The following is a 14,556-nucleotide window of genomic DNA, read 5'->3' as shown; positions in this document are numbered from 1 at the left end:
GTTTGAAGCGGTTACCGAAAGTCAGTGCGCGGTGGCGTGACGGGCGTCGTGTTTCTCGATCTTTCTGGTCGGTGCAGGTTGCACCGGGTGGTGATGGCGACGGGAAATCCGCAGTACGCCCCACAGCATGGCGGCGGCAACAGCCAGCCAGCCGGCAATCAGCATTACGATGGTCATGGTCAGGCTCATCTGTGCCTCCTCTTTGCCCTGCGCCGGGCTAACGCTCTTTGGCTCTTGTCTGAATGACAGTCTAGTCGCTGGTGTGTTTCAAGCTATTGACCGAAGGTCGGTGGTGACCAATCAGTTCGCTCTATGCAACCGGTGCATCTGCCGCTTCGGGCTATACCGCAGCGTGGCGCCGCCCTATGATTCTCGACCAAGCCGGAACACGATGACCGGTAACTGATCAAGAGAGTGACGATGGTTCAGCTATTTTCCCGGATTCGCGCGGCGCTGCTGGCAGCCGGTTGCGTGACAGCATTGGTGGGGTGTGCGGGCAGTGTGGCACCCGAGGTCAAGCGCCTGCCGGAGCGGGTCGAGCTCAGTGGCACCTTCTATCGCGGTGAGGCCAATCAAAGCGGGCCGCAAGTGTTGGCCAGCCTGCTGTCGCAGCAGGGCATTGTGATCACACCGGGTCTGTTGGAAAAACCGCTGCACTTGCCGGGCGCCGAGGACAAGTTGCAACAGAACCTGCAGAACCTTGCCCGTGAATACGGCATGGTCGTGTATCCGCTGGACAGCAATCTGCCGGCGCTGCTGACCCAGGTGGCGGCCGGGTATCCGGTGATGGTGCGTTTCAGCGAGGGTTCGGCGTTTTGGGCAGAGCCGCGCTACGCGATCCTCTCCGGCTACGATCGTCTGAAGCAGAAAGTGTTGCTTCGCGCCGGGATGAATCGCCGTGAATTGATGAGCTTCAGCGCGTTCGAGTCGGCCCTCGAAAAGTCCGGCGGGTGGGCGGTATTGATCCAGAAACCGACGCAGATTCCGGCGGCGGTCGATCAACAGCGCTGGCTCAAGGCCGCCGATGCACTGGCCCAGGCCGGGCAGGAGCGGGAAGCGGCGCAAGCGAGGAAGGCGCTGGCGGCGCATTGAGGTTCCGTTCGTCGCCTGTCGGGCACCCTGGCGAAGGATGCGCTTCTGAACTGTAGCGTCCCGTATTTTTCGGGCCAGTATCAGGAGGCGAACATGGCAATTCCAACTTCACCCAGTGGGCCGCATTCTTCCGAGCATGGCAGCGGCGACGACCTGGGCTTTGATCCGGACTCGCCTGATCTGGACGATCCGCAGGTCGATCCCATCGGCCCGGCGAAGGCGCCTAAGGATGTGCAGTCGGACGATGATCCCAAGCGTCCGGCCAAGCCTTACGATCCCTTGGCTGATCTCAAGCCTTGAAGCGAGGTGCGTATGAGTACCGATTCGAGTTTCGACGACCATAAGCCTGACAGTGTGCCCACCACCCCTGAGCCGGAGGTCGATCCGGTGCTGGATCCGGAAAGCCCTCTGCGAGATCCTCTGGCGCGCCCGGCGGTGGTCACGCCAGAGCATTCGCGTGACTCGAGTGCCGGCGACGGCATTCCCGATGACGACAAGATGCCCTTGCCCAACGACTGAGTGCTGAAACGAAAAAGCCCCGACGATTCGGGGCTTTTTCATGGGCGGGCGATTTACTTGGACGCTTCGATCACGCCGCTCTGGCGACTCTTGAGGTTTTTGTCGGCCTTGTATTGCTGGGCCACGGCCGGGACGTTGGCGCTCTTGCCGGTTTCCACCCAGCTGCGGATACGGCTGGCGTCGGCAAAGTGGGTGTACTTGCCGAACGCGTCGAGAATCACCAGGGCGACGGGACGGTTGGCCATGCGAGTCACCAGCACCAGGCAGTGACCGGCGGGGTTGGTGAAACCGGTCTTGGTGATGCGGATATCCCAGTCGGCCTTGTTGACCAGGTGGTCGGTGTTACGGAAACCCAGGGTGTAATTGGGTTTACGGAACGAGACGGTCTTTTCCTTGGTGGTGGTCAGCTCGATGAGCAGCGGCTGTTTGTGCGCAGCCACCAGCAACTTGCTCAGGTCGCGGGCGGTGGAAACGTTGCGCTCCGAAAGGCCTGTGGGCTCCACAAAGTGCGTGCTGGTCATGCCCAGTGCCTTGGCTTTGGCGTTCATCGCTGCGATGAATGCAGCGTAACCGCCCGGATAGTGGTGAGCCAGGCTGGCGGCGGCGCGGTTTTCCGAGGACATCAGGGCAATCAGCAGCATCTCTCGGCGGGGCAGTTCGCTGCGCAGCTTGACGCGGGAAAACACCCCCTTCATTTCCGGTGTGTGGCTGATGTCGACGTCAATCCATTCGTCCATGTTCTGGTGAGCTTCGACCACTACCAAACCAGTCATCAACTTGCTCACGGAAGCGATGGGCACCACCACGTCCGGATTGCTGGAATAAATGACTTTGTTGGTCTGCAGATCCATCAGCAGGGCGCTGCCGGAGGCAATCTTCAATTGCGAAGCGTCTCGAGGGGCAGCGGTAGTTTCGGCGGCGTTGACCGTTGGCGTGAGGAGCGTGCCTGAAAATGCAAAAACCAGGCTCAGGATGGACAGACGAATATTCACGCGGGCGAACTCATGAAGGTTGGAAATGCCGTGTTTTGTAACGGCCTGTGTCGTAAAAACGACGCATTTTAGGAGTATGGCTGAAGAACTGTCGATGGTTGTTTGGAGGGCATGAAAAAGTCGTGAAAAGCCCTGTAGAAATAGGGGTTTCCGGCGAACGGTAAAGGTTTTTCGAGGGCATGAAAAACCCCGCACGGGGCGGGGTTTCAGGTGTGCGAAAAAACGCGACTTAGGCGTGCAGTGTTTCTGCCGCGTAGAGAGTGTTTTCCAGCAGGCATGCGCGGGTCATCGGGCCGACGCCGCCGGGTACCGGAGTGATCCAGCCGGCGCGGGGCAGGGCGGTCTCGTAGACCACGTCGCCGACCAGTTTGCCGTCTTCCTGACGGTTGATGCCGACGTCGATCACGATCGCGCCTTCCTTGATCCACTCGCCCTTGACCAGGCCCGGCTTGCCGGCGGCTACAACCACCAGGTCGGCGCGCCCGACGTGGCCGGCCAGATCCTTGGTGAAGCGGTGGGTGACGGTTACGGTGCAGCCGGCCAGCAGCAGTTCCATTGCCATCGGGCGACCGACGATGTTGGAAGCGCCGACAACGACTGCGTCCATTCCGTACAGGTCGGCACCAGTGCTTTCCAGCAGGGTCATGATGCCCTTCGGCGTGCATGGGCGCAGCAGCGGAATGCGCTGGGCCAGGCGGCCGACGTTATAAGGATGGAAACCATCGACGTCCTTGTCCGGGCGGATGCGCTCCAGCAGTTTGGAGGCGTCCAGATGCTCTGGCAGAGGAAGTTGAAGCAGAACGCCGTCGATTGCCGGGTCGTCGTTCAGTCGATCGATCAGATCGGTCAGTGCTTCTTGAGTGGTTTCGGAAGGCAGGTCGTACGCTTGAGAGAGGAAGCCGACCTCTTCACAGTCTTTACGCTTGTGCGAGACATAAACCTGAGAGGCAGGATCGCTGCCGACCAGGATCACCGCGAGGCCTGGCGTGCGCAGACCTTGCTGGCGACGTTCGGCAACCCGTTGGGCGATCTGCTGGCGCAGGCTGGCGGCGATCGATTTGCCGTCGATTAGTTGTGCAGTCATTGCGCGTGATTAACCATCGAGAGGGGAAAAAAAGAGAACGCATTCTCGCATGTCAAACGGTGAGGGCAAAGGCGCTTGGTCAGCAAATTCCCCTAAGCCCTTTAATTAAATGAATTTTTTTTAAAAAGGATTTGACGACCTTCGGGTCGCTCTATACTATTCGTCGCACTTGTCGGGCACAGCCTAGCACTGGTTAAGAAGGTCGAACGAAATTACGGTTTCTAACGGCTGGAAAGCACTTAGTTTGTAGTCCTCCAAGGGTACAGCTAACAAGGCGCCCGTAGCTCAGCTGGATAGAGCATCCGCCTTCTAAGCGGATGGTCGCAGGTTCGAGTCCTGCCGGGTGCGCCATTAGGCAGCATTGGCACAAGTAGCGCGATATGGTGGGCGTAGCTCAGTTGGTAGAGCACGGGATTGTGACTCCCGTTGTCGTGGGTTCGATCCCCATCGTCCACCCCATATTTCGAAAGGCGCCAGATTTAACAGTCTGGCGCCTTTTTTGTTTTACGGTTTCGGATTTCGGCGATTGCAGGTTTTGGGTCGCAGGGTGGTGTGCTTCGTCGTATTAATGTTGCTCGATGATGCTGCGCTGTCCGTCGGCCTTGCTTGCGAGGTCGGCTGTCAGGGAGATGATTCAATCGCCTCTATATATAGAAGAGGTTGGCGCAGAGCCCTGGCTTGAATTGGCTGTATTTGCTAACAGGGCGAGGCGCAACCGTTTGTCCCCGCCTTCAAATGGCCTGCTGTTTTTTTACCCGTTTTCAGTAGGGTGACTTCTTGAGTTTGACCTACTAGAATGCTTGCCCTTGATTCTTGGGTCGGAAACGGCCGGCTAATGTCTGTGCAACGAGGAATATCCATGCAAGTTTCTGTTGAAAATACTACTGCTCTTGAGCGCCGCATGAGCATCACCGTGCCGGCTGAGCGCATCGAGACTCAGGTCAACAAGCGTCTGCAGCAGACTGCCAAAAAGGCCAAGATTGCTGGCTTCCGTGTTGGCAAAGTGCCAATGAGTGAAATCAAGCGCCGTTTCGGTGCTGATGCGCGCCAGGAAGCGATCGGCGACGTGATCCAGTCCTCCTTCTACGAAGCTGTGGTTGAGCAGAAGCTGAACCCGGCCGGTTCGCCATCGATCGAGCCCAAGTCGCTCGAAGCTGGCAAGGATCTGGAATACGTAGCCGTATTCGAAGTGTTCCCTGAGTTCACCGTTGCTGGTTTCGAAGGCATCACCGTCGAGCGTCTGAGCGCTGACGTGGCTGACGCCGATCTGGACAAGATGCTGGACATCCTGCGCAAGCAGAACACCCGTTTCGAGGTGGCCGATCGCGCTGCCCAGAACGAAGACCAACTGAACATCGATTTCGTTGGCAAGGTTGACGGCGAAGTATTCGCTGGCGGTTCCGCCAAGGGTACTCAGCTGGTCCTGGGTTCCGGCCGCATGATCCCTGGCTTCGAAGAAGGCCTGGTCGGCGCTAAAGCCGGCGAAGAGCGCGTTCTGAACCTGACCTTCCCAGAGGACTATCAGAACCTGGACCTGGCTGGCAAAACCGCCGAGTTCACCGTGACTGTAAACACCGTTTCCGAGCCAAAGCTGCCTGAGCTGAACGAAGAGTTCTTCGCTCAATTCGGCATCAAGGAAAGCGGCATCGACGGTTTCCGCACCGAAGTTCGCAAGAACATGGAGCGTGAACTGCGTCAGGCGATCAAATCCAAGGTCAAGAATCAGGTCATGGACGGTCTGCTGGCCACCAACCCGATCGAAGTGCCTAAGGCTCTGCTGTCCAACGAAGTTGACCGTCTGCGCGTGCAGGCTGTTCAGCAGTTCGGTGGCAACATCAAGCCAGACCAACTGCCGGCCGAGCTGTTCGAAGAACAAGCCAAGCGCCGCGTTGTTCTGGGTCTGATCGTGGCTGAAGTGGTCAAGCAGTTCGACCTGAAGCCAGACGAAGCCCGCGTTCGCGAAATGATTCAGGAAATGGCTTCGGCTTACCAAGAGCCTGAGCAGGTGGTGTCCTGGTACTACAAGAACGAGCAGCAACTGAACGAAGTTCGTTCGGTTGTGCTGGAAGAACAAGTTGTGGATACTGTTCTGCAGAAAGCTAGCGTGACCGACAAATCGGTCTCTTACGAAGAAGCGGTCAAGCCGGTAGAAGCTCCAAAAGCCGACTGATTGTTTTTGCGTTAGAAGCACACACCATAAGCCAGCCTTCGAGCTGGCTTATGCGTATTCAAGACATGACTATTTGGGAGTGACTGCAGAGCATGTTCCGTAATTCCTATATTCAGCAGAACTCTGATATCCAGGCCGCCGGCGGCCTGGTCCCGATGGTTGTCGAGCAATCTGCTCGTGGCGAGCGCGCCTATGACATCTACTCGCGTCTTCTCAAGGAACGAGTGATCTTTCTGGTGGGTCCGGTAGAGGACTACATGGCCAACCTGATTTGCGCGCAATTGCTGTTCCTTGAAGCGGAAAACCCGGACAAGGACATCCATCTTTATATCAACTCCCCGGGCGGTTCGGTAACGGCGGGCATGTCGATCTATGACACCATGCAGTTCATCAAGCCAAACGTATCGACGACCTGTATCGGTCAGGCGTGCAGCATGGGCGCGTTCCTGCTGACGGCCGGTGCCCCTGGCAAGCGTTTCTGCCTGCCGAACTCGCGCGTGATGATTCACCAGCCACTGGGCGGTTTCCAGGGCCAGGCATCGGACATCGAAATCCATGCCAAGGAGATCCTCTTCATCCGCGAACGTCTGAACACGCTGATGGCCAAGCACAGCGGCCGTACGCTTGAAGAAATCGATCGCGACACCAACCGCGACAACTTCATGAGTGCAGAAGCTGCGAAGGAATACGGTCTGATCGACGAAGTCATCAACCAGCGCCCAGCTTAAAAATAAGCAGCTCAAAATAGGCTTGGTCGGCGCGTCTGATCAGCGGCGGGCTTGAAAAAGCCCGCAATAGCCTTCATCTTGTGTTGCAAGCCTATCGGATTTGGATCGAACGAATGACTGACACCCGCAACGGCGAGGACAACGGCAAGCTGCTCTATTGCTCCTTCTGTGGCAAAAGCCAGCATGAAGTACGCAAATTGATTGCCGGCCCCTCGGTCTTTATCTGCGACGAGTGCGTCGACCTGTGCAATGACATCATCCGCGAGGAGGTGCAGGAAGCACAGGCCGAAAGCAGCGCGCATAAATTGCCTTCGCCTAAAGAAATCAGCGGCATCCTTGATCAATATGTCATTGGTCAGGAGCGTGCCAAGAAGGTTCTGGCAGTAGCGGTGTACAACCACTACAAGCGTCTGAACCAGCGTGACAAAAAGGCTGACGACGTCGAACTCGGCAAGAGCAACATCCTGCTGATCGGCCCGACAGGCTCCGGTAAAACCCTGCTGGCCGAAACCCTGGCCCGCTTGCTGAACGTTCCGTTCACCATCGCTGACGCAACCACCCTCACCGAGGCGGGTTATGTGGGTGAAGACGTCGAGAACATCATTCAGAAGCTGCTGCAGAAGTGCGATTACGACGTAGAGAAAGCCCAGATGGGTATTGTCTACATCGACGAAATCGACAAGATTTCGCGCAAGTCCGACAACCCGTCGATCACCCGGGATGTTTCCGGTGAAGGCGTGCAGCAGGCCTTGCTCAAACTGATCGAAGGCACGGTCGCTTCGGTTCCGCCGCAAGGTGGCCGCAAGCATCCGCAGCAGGAATTCCTTCAGGTTGATACCCGTAACATCCTGTTCATCTGCGGTGGCGCATTCTCCGGTCTGGAGAAGGTTATCCAGAACCGTTCCACCAAGGGTGGTATCGGTTTCAATGCAGAAGTGCGCAGCAAGGAAGAAGGCAAGAAAGTCGGTGAATCCCTGCGTGAAGTCGAGCCTGACGATCTGGTCAAGTTCGGTCTGATCCCGGAATTCGTCGGTCGTCTGCCGGTTCTTGCAACGCTGGACGAGCTGGATGAGGCTGCTTTGATGCAGATTCTCACCGAGCCGAAAAATGCTCTGACCAAACAGTATGCCAAGCTGTTCGAGATGGAAGGCGTGGATCTGGAATTCCGTTCCGACGCGCTCAAATCGGTCGCCAAGCGTGCCCTGGAACGTAAAACCGGTGCCCGTGGCCTGCGTTCGATTCTCGAGGGTGTGCTGCTCGACACGATGTATGAAATCCCCTCGCAGTCCGAGGTGAGCAAAGTCGTGATCGATGAAAGCGTGATCGAAGGCAAGTCCAAGCCACTGTATATCTATGAAAACAGTGAGCCGGCTGCCAAGGCAGCGCCGGACGCGTAAGCGCCCTGACTGCCGGAACAAAGAAGAGGCCTTCGGGCCTCTTTTTTTTATGTCGTTTTTTACATCCGCTTTGCGCTTGTTTTTTTTCAAGGCAGCCCCCATCTTGGTTTCAAGCTTAATTCCATCTGATTACGGCCATATGGCCGCCGTAGAGGCGAAATCATGAAGACCACCATCGAATTGCCTCTCCTGCCATTGCGTGATGTCGTTGTGTATCCGCACATGGTTATCCCGCTGTTCGTGGGGCGCGAGAAATCCATTGAAGCCCTCGAGGCCGCGATGACGGGCGACAAGCAGATCCTGCTGCTGGCCCAGAGAAACCCGGCTGACGACGATCCCGGTGAGGAAGCTCTCTATCGCGTAGGTACCATCGCCACTGTTCTGCAACTGCTGAAGCTGCCGGACGGCACCGTCAAGGTTCTGGTCGAAGGCGAGCAGCGTGGCGCTGTGGAACGCTTCAGTGAAGTCGATGGCCACTGCCGTGCCGAAGTGTCGCTGATCGACGAAGTCGATGCCGCCGAGCGCGAATCCGAAGTGTTCGTGCGTAGCCTGCTGTCGCAGTTCGAACAATATGTGCAGCTGGGCAAGAAAGTCCCGGCTGAAGTCCTGTCGTCGCTCAACAGCATCGACGAGCCTGGCCGCCTGGTGGACACCATGGCCGCGCACATGGCGCTGAAGATCGAGCAGAAGCAGGAAATCCTCGAAATCATCGATTTGTCGGCACGGGTCGAGCACGTTCTGGCCTTGCTGGACGCCGAGATCGACCTGCTGCAAGTCGAAAAACGCATTCGTGGCCGCGTCAAAAAGCAAATGGAGCGCAGCCAGCGCGAGTACTACCTGAATGAGCAGATGAAGGCCATTCAGAAGGAGCTCGGCGACAGCGACGAGGGTCACAACGAAATCGAAGACCTGAAAAAGCGCATCGACGCTGCCGGTCTGCCGAAGGATGCCCTGGCCAAGGCCACTGCCGAGCTGAACAAGCTCAAGCAAATGTCGCCGATGTCCGCCGAAGCCACCGTGGTGCGCTCGTACATCGACTGGCTGGTTCAGGTGCCGTGGAAGGCTCAGAGCAAGGTGCGTCTGGACCTGGCCCGTGCCGAAGACATTCTCGACGCCGATCACTACGGCCTCGAGGAGGTCAAGGAACGCATCCTTGAATACCTCGCCGTTCAGAAGCGCGTGAAGAAAATCCGTGGCCCGGTGTTGTGCCTGGTCGGTCCTCCGGGCGTGGGTAAAACCTCGCTGGCCGAATCGATCGCCCATGCCACCAACCGCAAATTCGTGCGCATGGCCCTCGGTGGCGTGCGTGACGAAGCGGAAATCCGTGGTCACCGTCGAACCTACATCGGTTCGATGCCAGGAAGATTGATTCAAAAGATGACAAAAGTGGGGGTGCGCAACCCGCTGTTCCTGCTCGATGAAATCGACAAAATGGGCAGCGACATGCGTGGCGACCCGGCGTCGGCGTTGCTGGAAGTGCTTGATCCGGAGCAGAACCACAACTTCAACGACCACTATCTGGAAGTCGATTACGACCTCTCGGATGTGATGTTTCTGTGCACCTCCAACTCGATGAACATTCCGCCGGCGCTGCTGGACCGGATGGAAGTGATCCGTCTGCCGGGCTACACCGAAGACGAGAAGATCAACATCGCGGTCAAGTACCTGTCGCCGAAGCAGATTGCAGCCAACGGCCTGAAGAAGGGCGAGCTGGAATTCGACGAAGAAGCGATCCGCGACATTATCCGTTACTACACCCGCGAAGCCGGTGTGCGTGGCCTCGAACGGCAGATTGCCAAGGTCTGCCGCAAGGCGGTCAAAGAGCACGCACTGGAAAAGCGCTTCTCGGTAAAAGTGACAGCTGACGTGCTTGAGCATTTCCTTGGTGTTCGCAAATTCCGCTATGGTCTGGCGGAGCAGCAGGATCAGATCGGCCAAGTGACCGGCCTGGCCTGGACTCAGGTGGGCGGTGAATTGCTGACGATCGAAGCCGCGGTGGTACCGGGTAAAGGTCAGTTGATCAAGACCGGTTCGCTGGGTGACGTAATGGTCGAATCGATCACTGCGGCCCTGACGGTGGTGCGCAGTCGCGCCAAGAGCCTGGGCATTCCCCTGGACTTCCACGAGAAGCGCGACACCCACATCCACATGCCCGAAGGCGCTACGCCGAAAGACGGCCCGAGCGCTGGTGTAGGCATGTGTACTGCGCTGGTGTCGGCTTTGACGGGAATTCCTGTGCGTGCCGATGTCGCCATGACCGGCGAGATCACCCTGCGTGGTCAAGTTCTCGCCATTGGCGGTCTGAAGGAAAAACTGCTGGCCGCTCACCGTGGCGGAATCAAGACAGTGATTATTCCGGAAGAGAACGTGCGCGATCTGAAGGAGATTCCTGACAATATCAAGCAGGATCTGCAGATCAAACCGGTTAAATGGATTGACGAGGTCCTGCAAATTGCGCTGCAATACGCGCCGGAGCCCTTGCCGGATGTGGCTCCGGAGATAGTTGCCAAGGATGAAAAACGTGAGTCTGACTCTAAGGAAAGAATTAGCACGCATTAATACGCTTTTGCCTGGGGGGCTTCCTTGACAGCTTTTTAGAGCCCTTGTTATAAAGCGGCTCTTAAGTGTCTGTAGGCCATTCAGCACTCGTTTTTGCTTTCACCAAAAAACTTAGAATCATACTCAAAATAGATATAAGGGGACTTAGAGTGAACAAGTCGGAACTGATTGATGCTATCGCTGCATCCGCTGATATCCCGAAAGCTGCTGCTGGCCGTGCGCTGGACGCTGTAATCGAATCCGTCACTGGCGCTCTCAAGGCTGGCGACTCCGTTGTTCTGGTTGGTTTCGGCACGTTCTCCGTGACTGATCGTCCAGCTCGCATTGGTCGTAACCCACAGACCGGCAAGACTCTGGAAATCGCGGCAGCCAAAAAGCCAGGTTTCAAAGCCGGTAAAGCCCTGAAAGAAGCCGTCAACTAAGTTTGATTCAGGTTTTTACCCATCCGGGTCGGGGTCATGCCTGACTTGGCAGCGGAGCGGTAGAGCAGGCGTTTGGAATAGCTGCCTGTCACACCGGGATCGAGGGTTCGAGCCCTGTCCGCTCCGCCAGTTACGAGAAGGCGCATCCTCGGATGCGCCTTTCTTCTATCCGGATTCTACCCACGCTCCACGGTTGCCTAATTTTGAAGTTCAACCGTTTCTGGGGGACGCATGCTGCAGAATATCAGGGACAATTCACAAGGCTGGATTGCCAAGACCATTATCGGGGTCATCGTTGCACTGATGGCTCTGACCGGTTTCGACGCCATTTTTCAGGCCACGACTCACAAGAATGAGGCGGCCAAGGTCAACGGTGAAGAAATCAGCCAGAACGAGCTGAGCCAGGCGGTGGATATGCAACGCCGTCAGCTGATGCAACAACTGGGCAAGGACTTCGACGCGTCCTTGCTGGACGAAAAAATGCTGCGCGAATCGGCCCTCAAAGGGCTGATCGATCGCAAGCTGCTGCTGCAAGGCGCAGAACAATCGAAATTCGCTTTCTCCGAAGCGGCCCTGGACCAAGTGATCCTGCAGACGCCTGAATTCCAGGTCGACGGCAAGTTCAGCTCCGACCGTTTCGATCAGGTGATTCGTCAACTGGGTTACAGCCGCATGCAGTTCCGCCAGATGCTGGCTCAGGAAATGCTGATCGGCCAACTGCGCGCCGGTGTGGCGGGCAGCGGTTTTGTGACCGACGCTCAAGTGCTGGCTTTCGCCCGTCTGGAAAAACAGACCCGCGACTTCGCCACCCTGAACATCAAGGCTGACCCTTCGGCGGTGAAGCTCACCGATGACGAGGTCAAGGCTTACTACGACGAGCACGCCAAGGAATTCATGACCCCGGATCAAGTGGTCATCGATTACCTGGAGCTGAAGAAGGCTTCGTTCTTCGATCAGGTCACCGTCAAGGACGAAGACCTGCAGGCGGCGTATCAGAAAGAGATCGCCAACCTGTCGGAACAACGTCGTGCGGCGCACATTCTGATCGAAGTGAACGACAAGACCACCGAAGCCCAGGCCAAGGCGAAGATCGAAGAAGTCCAGGCGCGTCTGGCCAAGGGCGAGAAATTCGAAGCGCTGGCCAAGGAGTTCTCGCAGGATCCGGGTTCGGCCAACAACGGCGGTGACCTTGGTTATGCCGGTCCTGGCGTTTACGATCCAGCTTTCGAGAAAGCCCTGTATTCGCTGAGCAAGGATCAGGTTTCCGAGCCGGTTCGCACCGACTTCGGCTTCCACCTGATCAAGCTGCTGGGTGTCGAGGCGCCTGAAGTGCCGACACTGGCCAGCCTTAAAGACAAGCTGACCCGCGAGCTGAAAACCCAGCAGGTCGAGCAGCGTTTCGTCGAGGCGACCAAGCAACTGGAAGACTCTTCGTTCGAAGCATCCGACCTGGCCCAGCCGGCGCAGGACCTGAAACTGACCGTGCACACCTCCAAGCCGTTTGGCCGTGAAGGTGGCGAGGGCGTTGCAGCCAACCGTGCTGTAGTGACTGCCGCGTTCAGCACTGAAGTGCTGGAGGAGGGTGCCAACAGCACCGCGATCGAGCTGGATCCGGAAACCGTGATCGTGCTGCGCGCCAAAGAGCACCTCAAGCCGACTCAATTGCCGCTGGAGAGCGTGGCCACCGCCATTCGCGCCCAGTTGACCAAAGAGCACGCCAGTGCGGCTGCCAAGACCAAGGCGGAGCAACTGATTGCCAGTCTGCGTGATGGCAAGACCCCGCTGGACAAGGCTGTGGACGGTCAGAGCTGGAAAGTCACTGAAGCGGCGAACCGTGCTCAGGAAGGGGTTGATCCGGCGGTGCTGCAAGCGTTGTTCCGCATGCCGAAACCGACCGCCAAGGACAAGCCGACCTTCAGCAGCGTGACGCTGGCGGACGGTAGTCTGACTATCGTGCGCCTGAACGGTGTGAACGAAGGGGCGGCTCCGACCGATGAAGAGAAAGCGCAATACCGTCGCTTCCTCGCATCGCGTGTAGGCCAGCAGGACTTCGCGGCGTACCGCAAGCAGCTGGAAAGCGAAGCCGACATCAAGCGTTTCTGATGCCTGGCTGAGCCGCAAGACCCGAGCCCCGGATGAAAATCCGGGGTTTTTTTATGCGCGCTATATGGCGTTCGGGAAGCCGTGGGATCGGGCACTGACGGTCGCATACAAGGTGAGCAGCAACAGAGCTGTCGCCAAGTGGCGGGTGTTCATCGATCATTTATCGGCACGACTTTTTCCTGTCGCCCATGACCGGTAGAGTTGTAACTGTTTTAAGACACTAATCCATACGCTGCGGGGCAGCGATCTGTTGCACAATACGCCCCGGACCGTTTTCCCTCAGGATGTTTAATGTTGAATTCTATTCCCGTGCGTTTCATCGGGTTGGCGTTGTTGCTGACCGCCGCTGCCGGCTGCTCCAAGGACAAGCCTATCTACGAGCATGAGAATTTCGACGACTCCGGCACCTTTTCGCGCAATTATCCGGTGACCGACACCGCCAGTTGCGAAGCGGCCCGCCGAGCGTTGCTCAGCCAGGGCTACATCATTACCAGCAATGACCCGAAACTGGTCAGCGGGCACAAGAGCTTCCAGCAGACCGGCGAAACCCACCTGGAGATCAGCTTCAACGTGGTGTGCGCCGATGATGGCAGCGCCGGCCATCACGCCACCGTGTTCGCCAATGCCCTGCAGGACCGTTACGCGCTGAAGAAGACCAACAACTCGGCCAGCCTCGGTGTCGGCGTGTTGGGCTCGGTGTCGATGCCGATCGGCTCGTCTGACGATTCGATGGTCAAGGTGGCCAGCGAAACCGTGTCGTCGCAGAAGTTCTATGAGCGCTTCTTCACGCTGGTCGAGTTGTTCTTGCCAGCGGAAGCGAAGAAAGCCGCGCACATTAGCGAAAAACCCAAGACTGACCTGGGTGTCCCGGAGGCCAAAGCGGCGCCGGCTCCGCTGGTTCCCGCCCCTGCGGCTGAACCGGCCCCGGCTCCAGTGCCGACCGCCGAGCCCGCTGCAGCACCTGCGCCAGCGCCTGTGCCTGTAGAAGCGCCTGCAGAAGCGGCCCCGGCCAGTTCCGAGCCGGTAGCACCACCGGCCGAAGCTGCGCCAATCACCCCGGCACCGGTTGTCGAGCCTGCGCCCGCGACGGAGACCATCACACCTGCGGCCAACCCGACAGACATGCCGCCGCCCTCAGAGCCGATTCCGGCCATGCCTGCCTCCGGGCAGTAAGCTTTATGCCACGCGCCCGACCTCTGTCGGACGCGTGGCGTTTTGTTGTGCCCTTTGAGCTTCTTCCTGCCTGCCCCGTCGAAAAATTTCCCGCGATAAATTCCTGATTGCCTGCTACGTTTATTTCATGAAGGCCGTGTTTCATTTTTCCTTCACACGGGCACTTTATGCTCGAGGCACTGGTCATTTGTTCCAGGCCATTTCAAGCAAGCGTCAGGGGGATTACGTAATGGATGACTATCAAGAAGAGCTGCTCGAGTTCCACGCTTACGAACTGGACTCACCGGAGCCAGCAGAAGACGCCACCGAGCTGTGAG

14 protein-coding genes and 2 tRNA genes are annotated in these 14,556 nt (G+C 57.7%); 13 read left to right on the top strand and 3 right to left on the bottom strand.

Features of this window, described 5'->3' with window-relative positions; translation table 11 throughout:
* Positions 1-21: 21 nt before the first annotated feature.
* Entirely contained in the window at positions 22-189 is a 168-nt protein-coding gene (locus ACKJSM_RS11255) for a hypothetical protein (RefSeq protein WP_007951566.1), read from the bottom strand.
* Between the two features lie 231 nt (positions 190-420).
* On the opposite strand from ACKJSM_RS11255, the gene ACKJSM_RS11250 reads away from it, so the two are divergent.
* The 3 genes from ACKJSM_RS11250 to ACKJSM_RS11240 all read left to right on the top strand — a co-directional run bounded on the left by ACKJSM_RS11250 (position 421) and on the right by ACKJSM_RS11240 (position 1,611).
* On the top strand, positions 421-1,092 hold the full coding sequence (locus ACKJSM_RS11250; protein WP_410237457.1) for a peptidase C39 family protein: 672 nt from the start codon (positions 421-423) through the stop codon (positions 1,090-1,092).
* Between the two features lie 93 nt (positions 1,093-1,185).
* Positions 1,186-1,392, top strand: coding sequence for a DUF6021 family protein (locus tag ACKJSM_RS11245; RefSeq protein WP_236177442.1), 207 nt, complete (start codon positions 1,186-1,188; stop codon positions 1,390-1,392).
* A 12-nt stretch (positions 1,393-1,404) separates the two neighbouring features.
* The gene (locus ACKJSM_RS11240; protein ID WP_236177447.1) at positions 1,405-1,611 is read left to right on the top strand and encodes a hypothetical protein; all 207 of its coding nucleotides are present in this window, start codon (positions 1,405-1,407) and stop codon (positions 1,609-1,611) included.
* A 53-nt stretch (positions 1,612-1,664) separates the two neighbouring features.
* Here the strand turns inward: ACKJSM_RS11240 and pbpG are convergent, their stop codons facing one another.
* A complete protein-coding gene (gene pbpG / locus ACKJSM_RS11235) occupies positions 1,665-2,603 on the bottom strand; it encodes a D-alanyl-D-alanine endopeptidase (RefSeq protein WP_011335039.1) in 939 nt (312 codons plus the stop codon).
* 229 nt (positions 2,604-2,832) lie between these two features.
* Complete coding sequence (gene folD / locus ACKJSM_RS11230; protein WP_011335038.1) at positions 2,833-3,687, bottom strand: bifunctional methylenetetrahydrofolate dehydrogenase/methenyltetrahydrofolate cyclohydrolase FolD; 855 nt, start codon at positions 3,685-3,687, stop codon at positions 2,833-2,835.
* 274 nt (positions 3,688-3,961) lie between these two features.
* Between folD and ACKJSM_RS11225 the strand changes: the two genes are divergently transcribed.
* From ACKJSM_RS11225 to ACKJSM_RS11180, 10 genes are all read left to right on the top strand, one after another.
* Positions 3,962-4,038 (top strand) — tRNA-Arg (locus ACKJSM_RS11225).
* 32 nt (positions 4,039-4,070) lie between these two features.
* Positions 4,071-4,146, top strand: a tRNA-His gene (locus ACKJSM_RS11220).
* A gap of 400 nt (positions 4,147-4,546) precedes the next feature.
* The gene (tig, locus tag ACKJSM_RS11215; protein WP_039767617.1) at positions 4,547-5,857 is read left to right on the top strand and encodes a trigger factor; all 1,311 of its coding nucleotides are present in this window, start codon (positions 4,547-4,549) and stop codon (positions 5,855-5,857) included.
* Positions 5,858-5,949: 92 nt separating this feature from the next.
* A complete protein-coding gene (clpP, locus tag ACKJSM_RS11210; protein WP_410237456.1) occupies positions 5,950-6,585 on the top strand; it encodes an ATP-dependent Clp endopeptidase proteolytic subunit ClpP in 636 nt (211 codons plus the stop codon).
* A gap of 113 nt (positions 6,586-6,698) precedes the next feature.
* A complete protein-coding gene (gene clpX / locus ACKJSM_RS11205; protein ID WP_007951558.1) occupies positions 6,699-7,982 on the top strand; it encodes an ATP-dependent Clp protease ATP-binding subunit ClpX in 1,284 nt (427 codons plus the stop codon).
* Between the two features lie 162 nt (positions 7,983-8,144).
* The gene (gene lon, locus ACKJSM_RS11200; RefSeq protein ID WP_236177449.1) at positions 8,145-10,541 is read left to right on the top strand and encodes an endopeptidase La; all 2,397 of its coding nucleotides are present in this window, start codon (positions 8,145-8,147) and stop codon (positions 10,539-10,541) included.
* Between the two features lie 149 nt (positions 10,542-10,690).
* Positions 10,691-10,963 carry an HU family DNA-binding protein gene (locus ACKJSM_RS11195; RefSeq protein ID WP_002552737.1) on the top strand — a complete coding sequence of 91 codons (273 nt, stop codon included), beginning with the start codon at positions 10,691-10,693 and terminating at the stop codon, positions 10,961-10,963.
* A gap of 231 nt (positions 10,964-11,194) precedes the next feature.
* Positions 11,195-13,066, top strand: a complete 1,872-nt coding sequence (locus ACKJSM_RS11190; RefSeq protein ID WP_410237455.1) for a SurA N-terminal domain-containing protein — start codon at positions 11,195-11,197, stop codon at positions 13,064-13,066.
* A 291-nt stretch (positions 13,067-13,357) separates the two neighbouring features.
* Positions 13,358-14,239 carry a DUF2242 domain-containing protein gene (locus tag ACKJSM_RS11185; RefSeq protein WP_410237454.1) on the top strand — a complete coding sequence of 294 codons (882 nt, stop codon included), beginning with the start codon at positions 13,358-13,360 and terminating at the stop codon, positions 14,237-14,239.
* A 127-nt stretch (positions 14,240-14,366) separates the two neighbouring features.
* Complete coding sequence (locus ACKJSM_RS11180; protein ID WP_236177454.1) at positions 14,367-14,555, top strand: hypothetical protein; 189 nt, start codon at positions 14,367-14,369, stop codon at positions 14,553-14,555.
* Position 14,556: the final 1 nt, after the last annotated feature.

This window comes from Pseudomonas sp. PHC1, from assembly GCF_046487845.1.
GTDB lineage: Bacteria > Pseudomonadota > Gammaproteobacteria > Pseudomonadales > Pseudomonadaceae > Aquipseudomonas > Aquipseudomonas sputi.
Note: the sequence above shows the minus strand (reverse complement) of the source record. Positions and strands in the feature narration are given on the sequence as shown.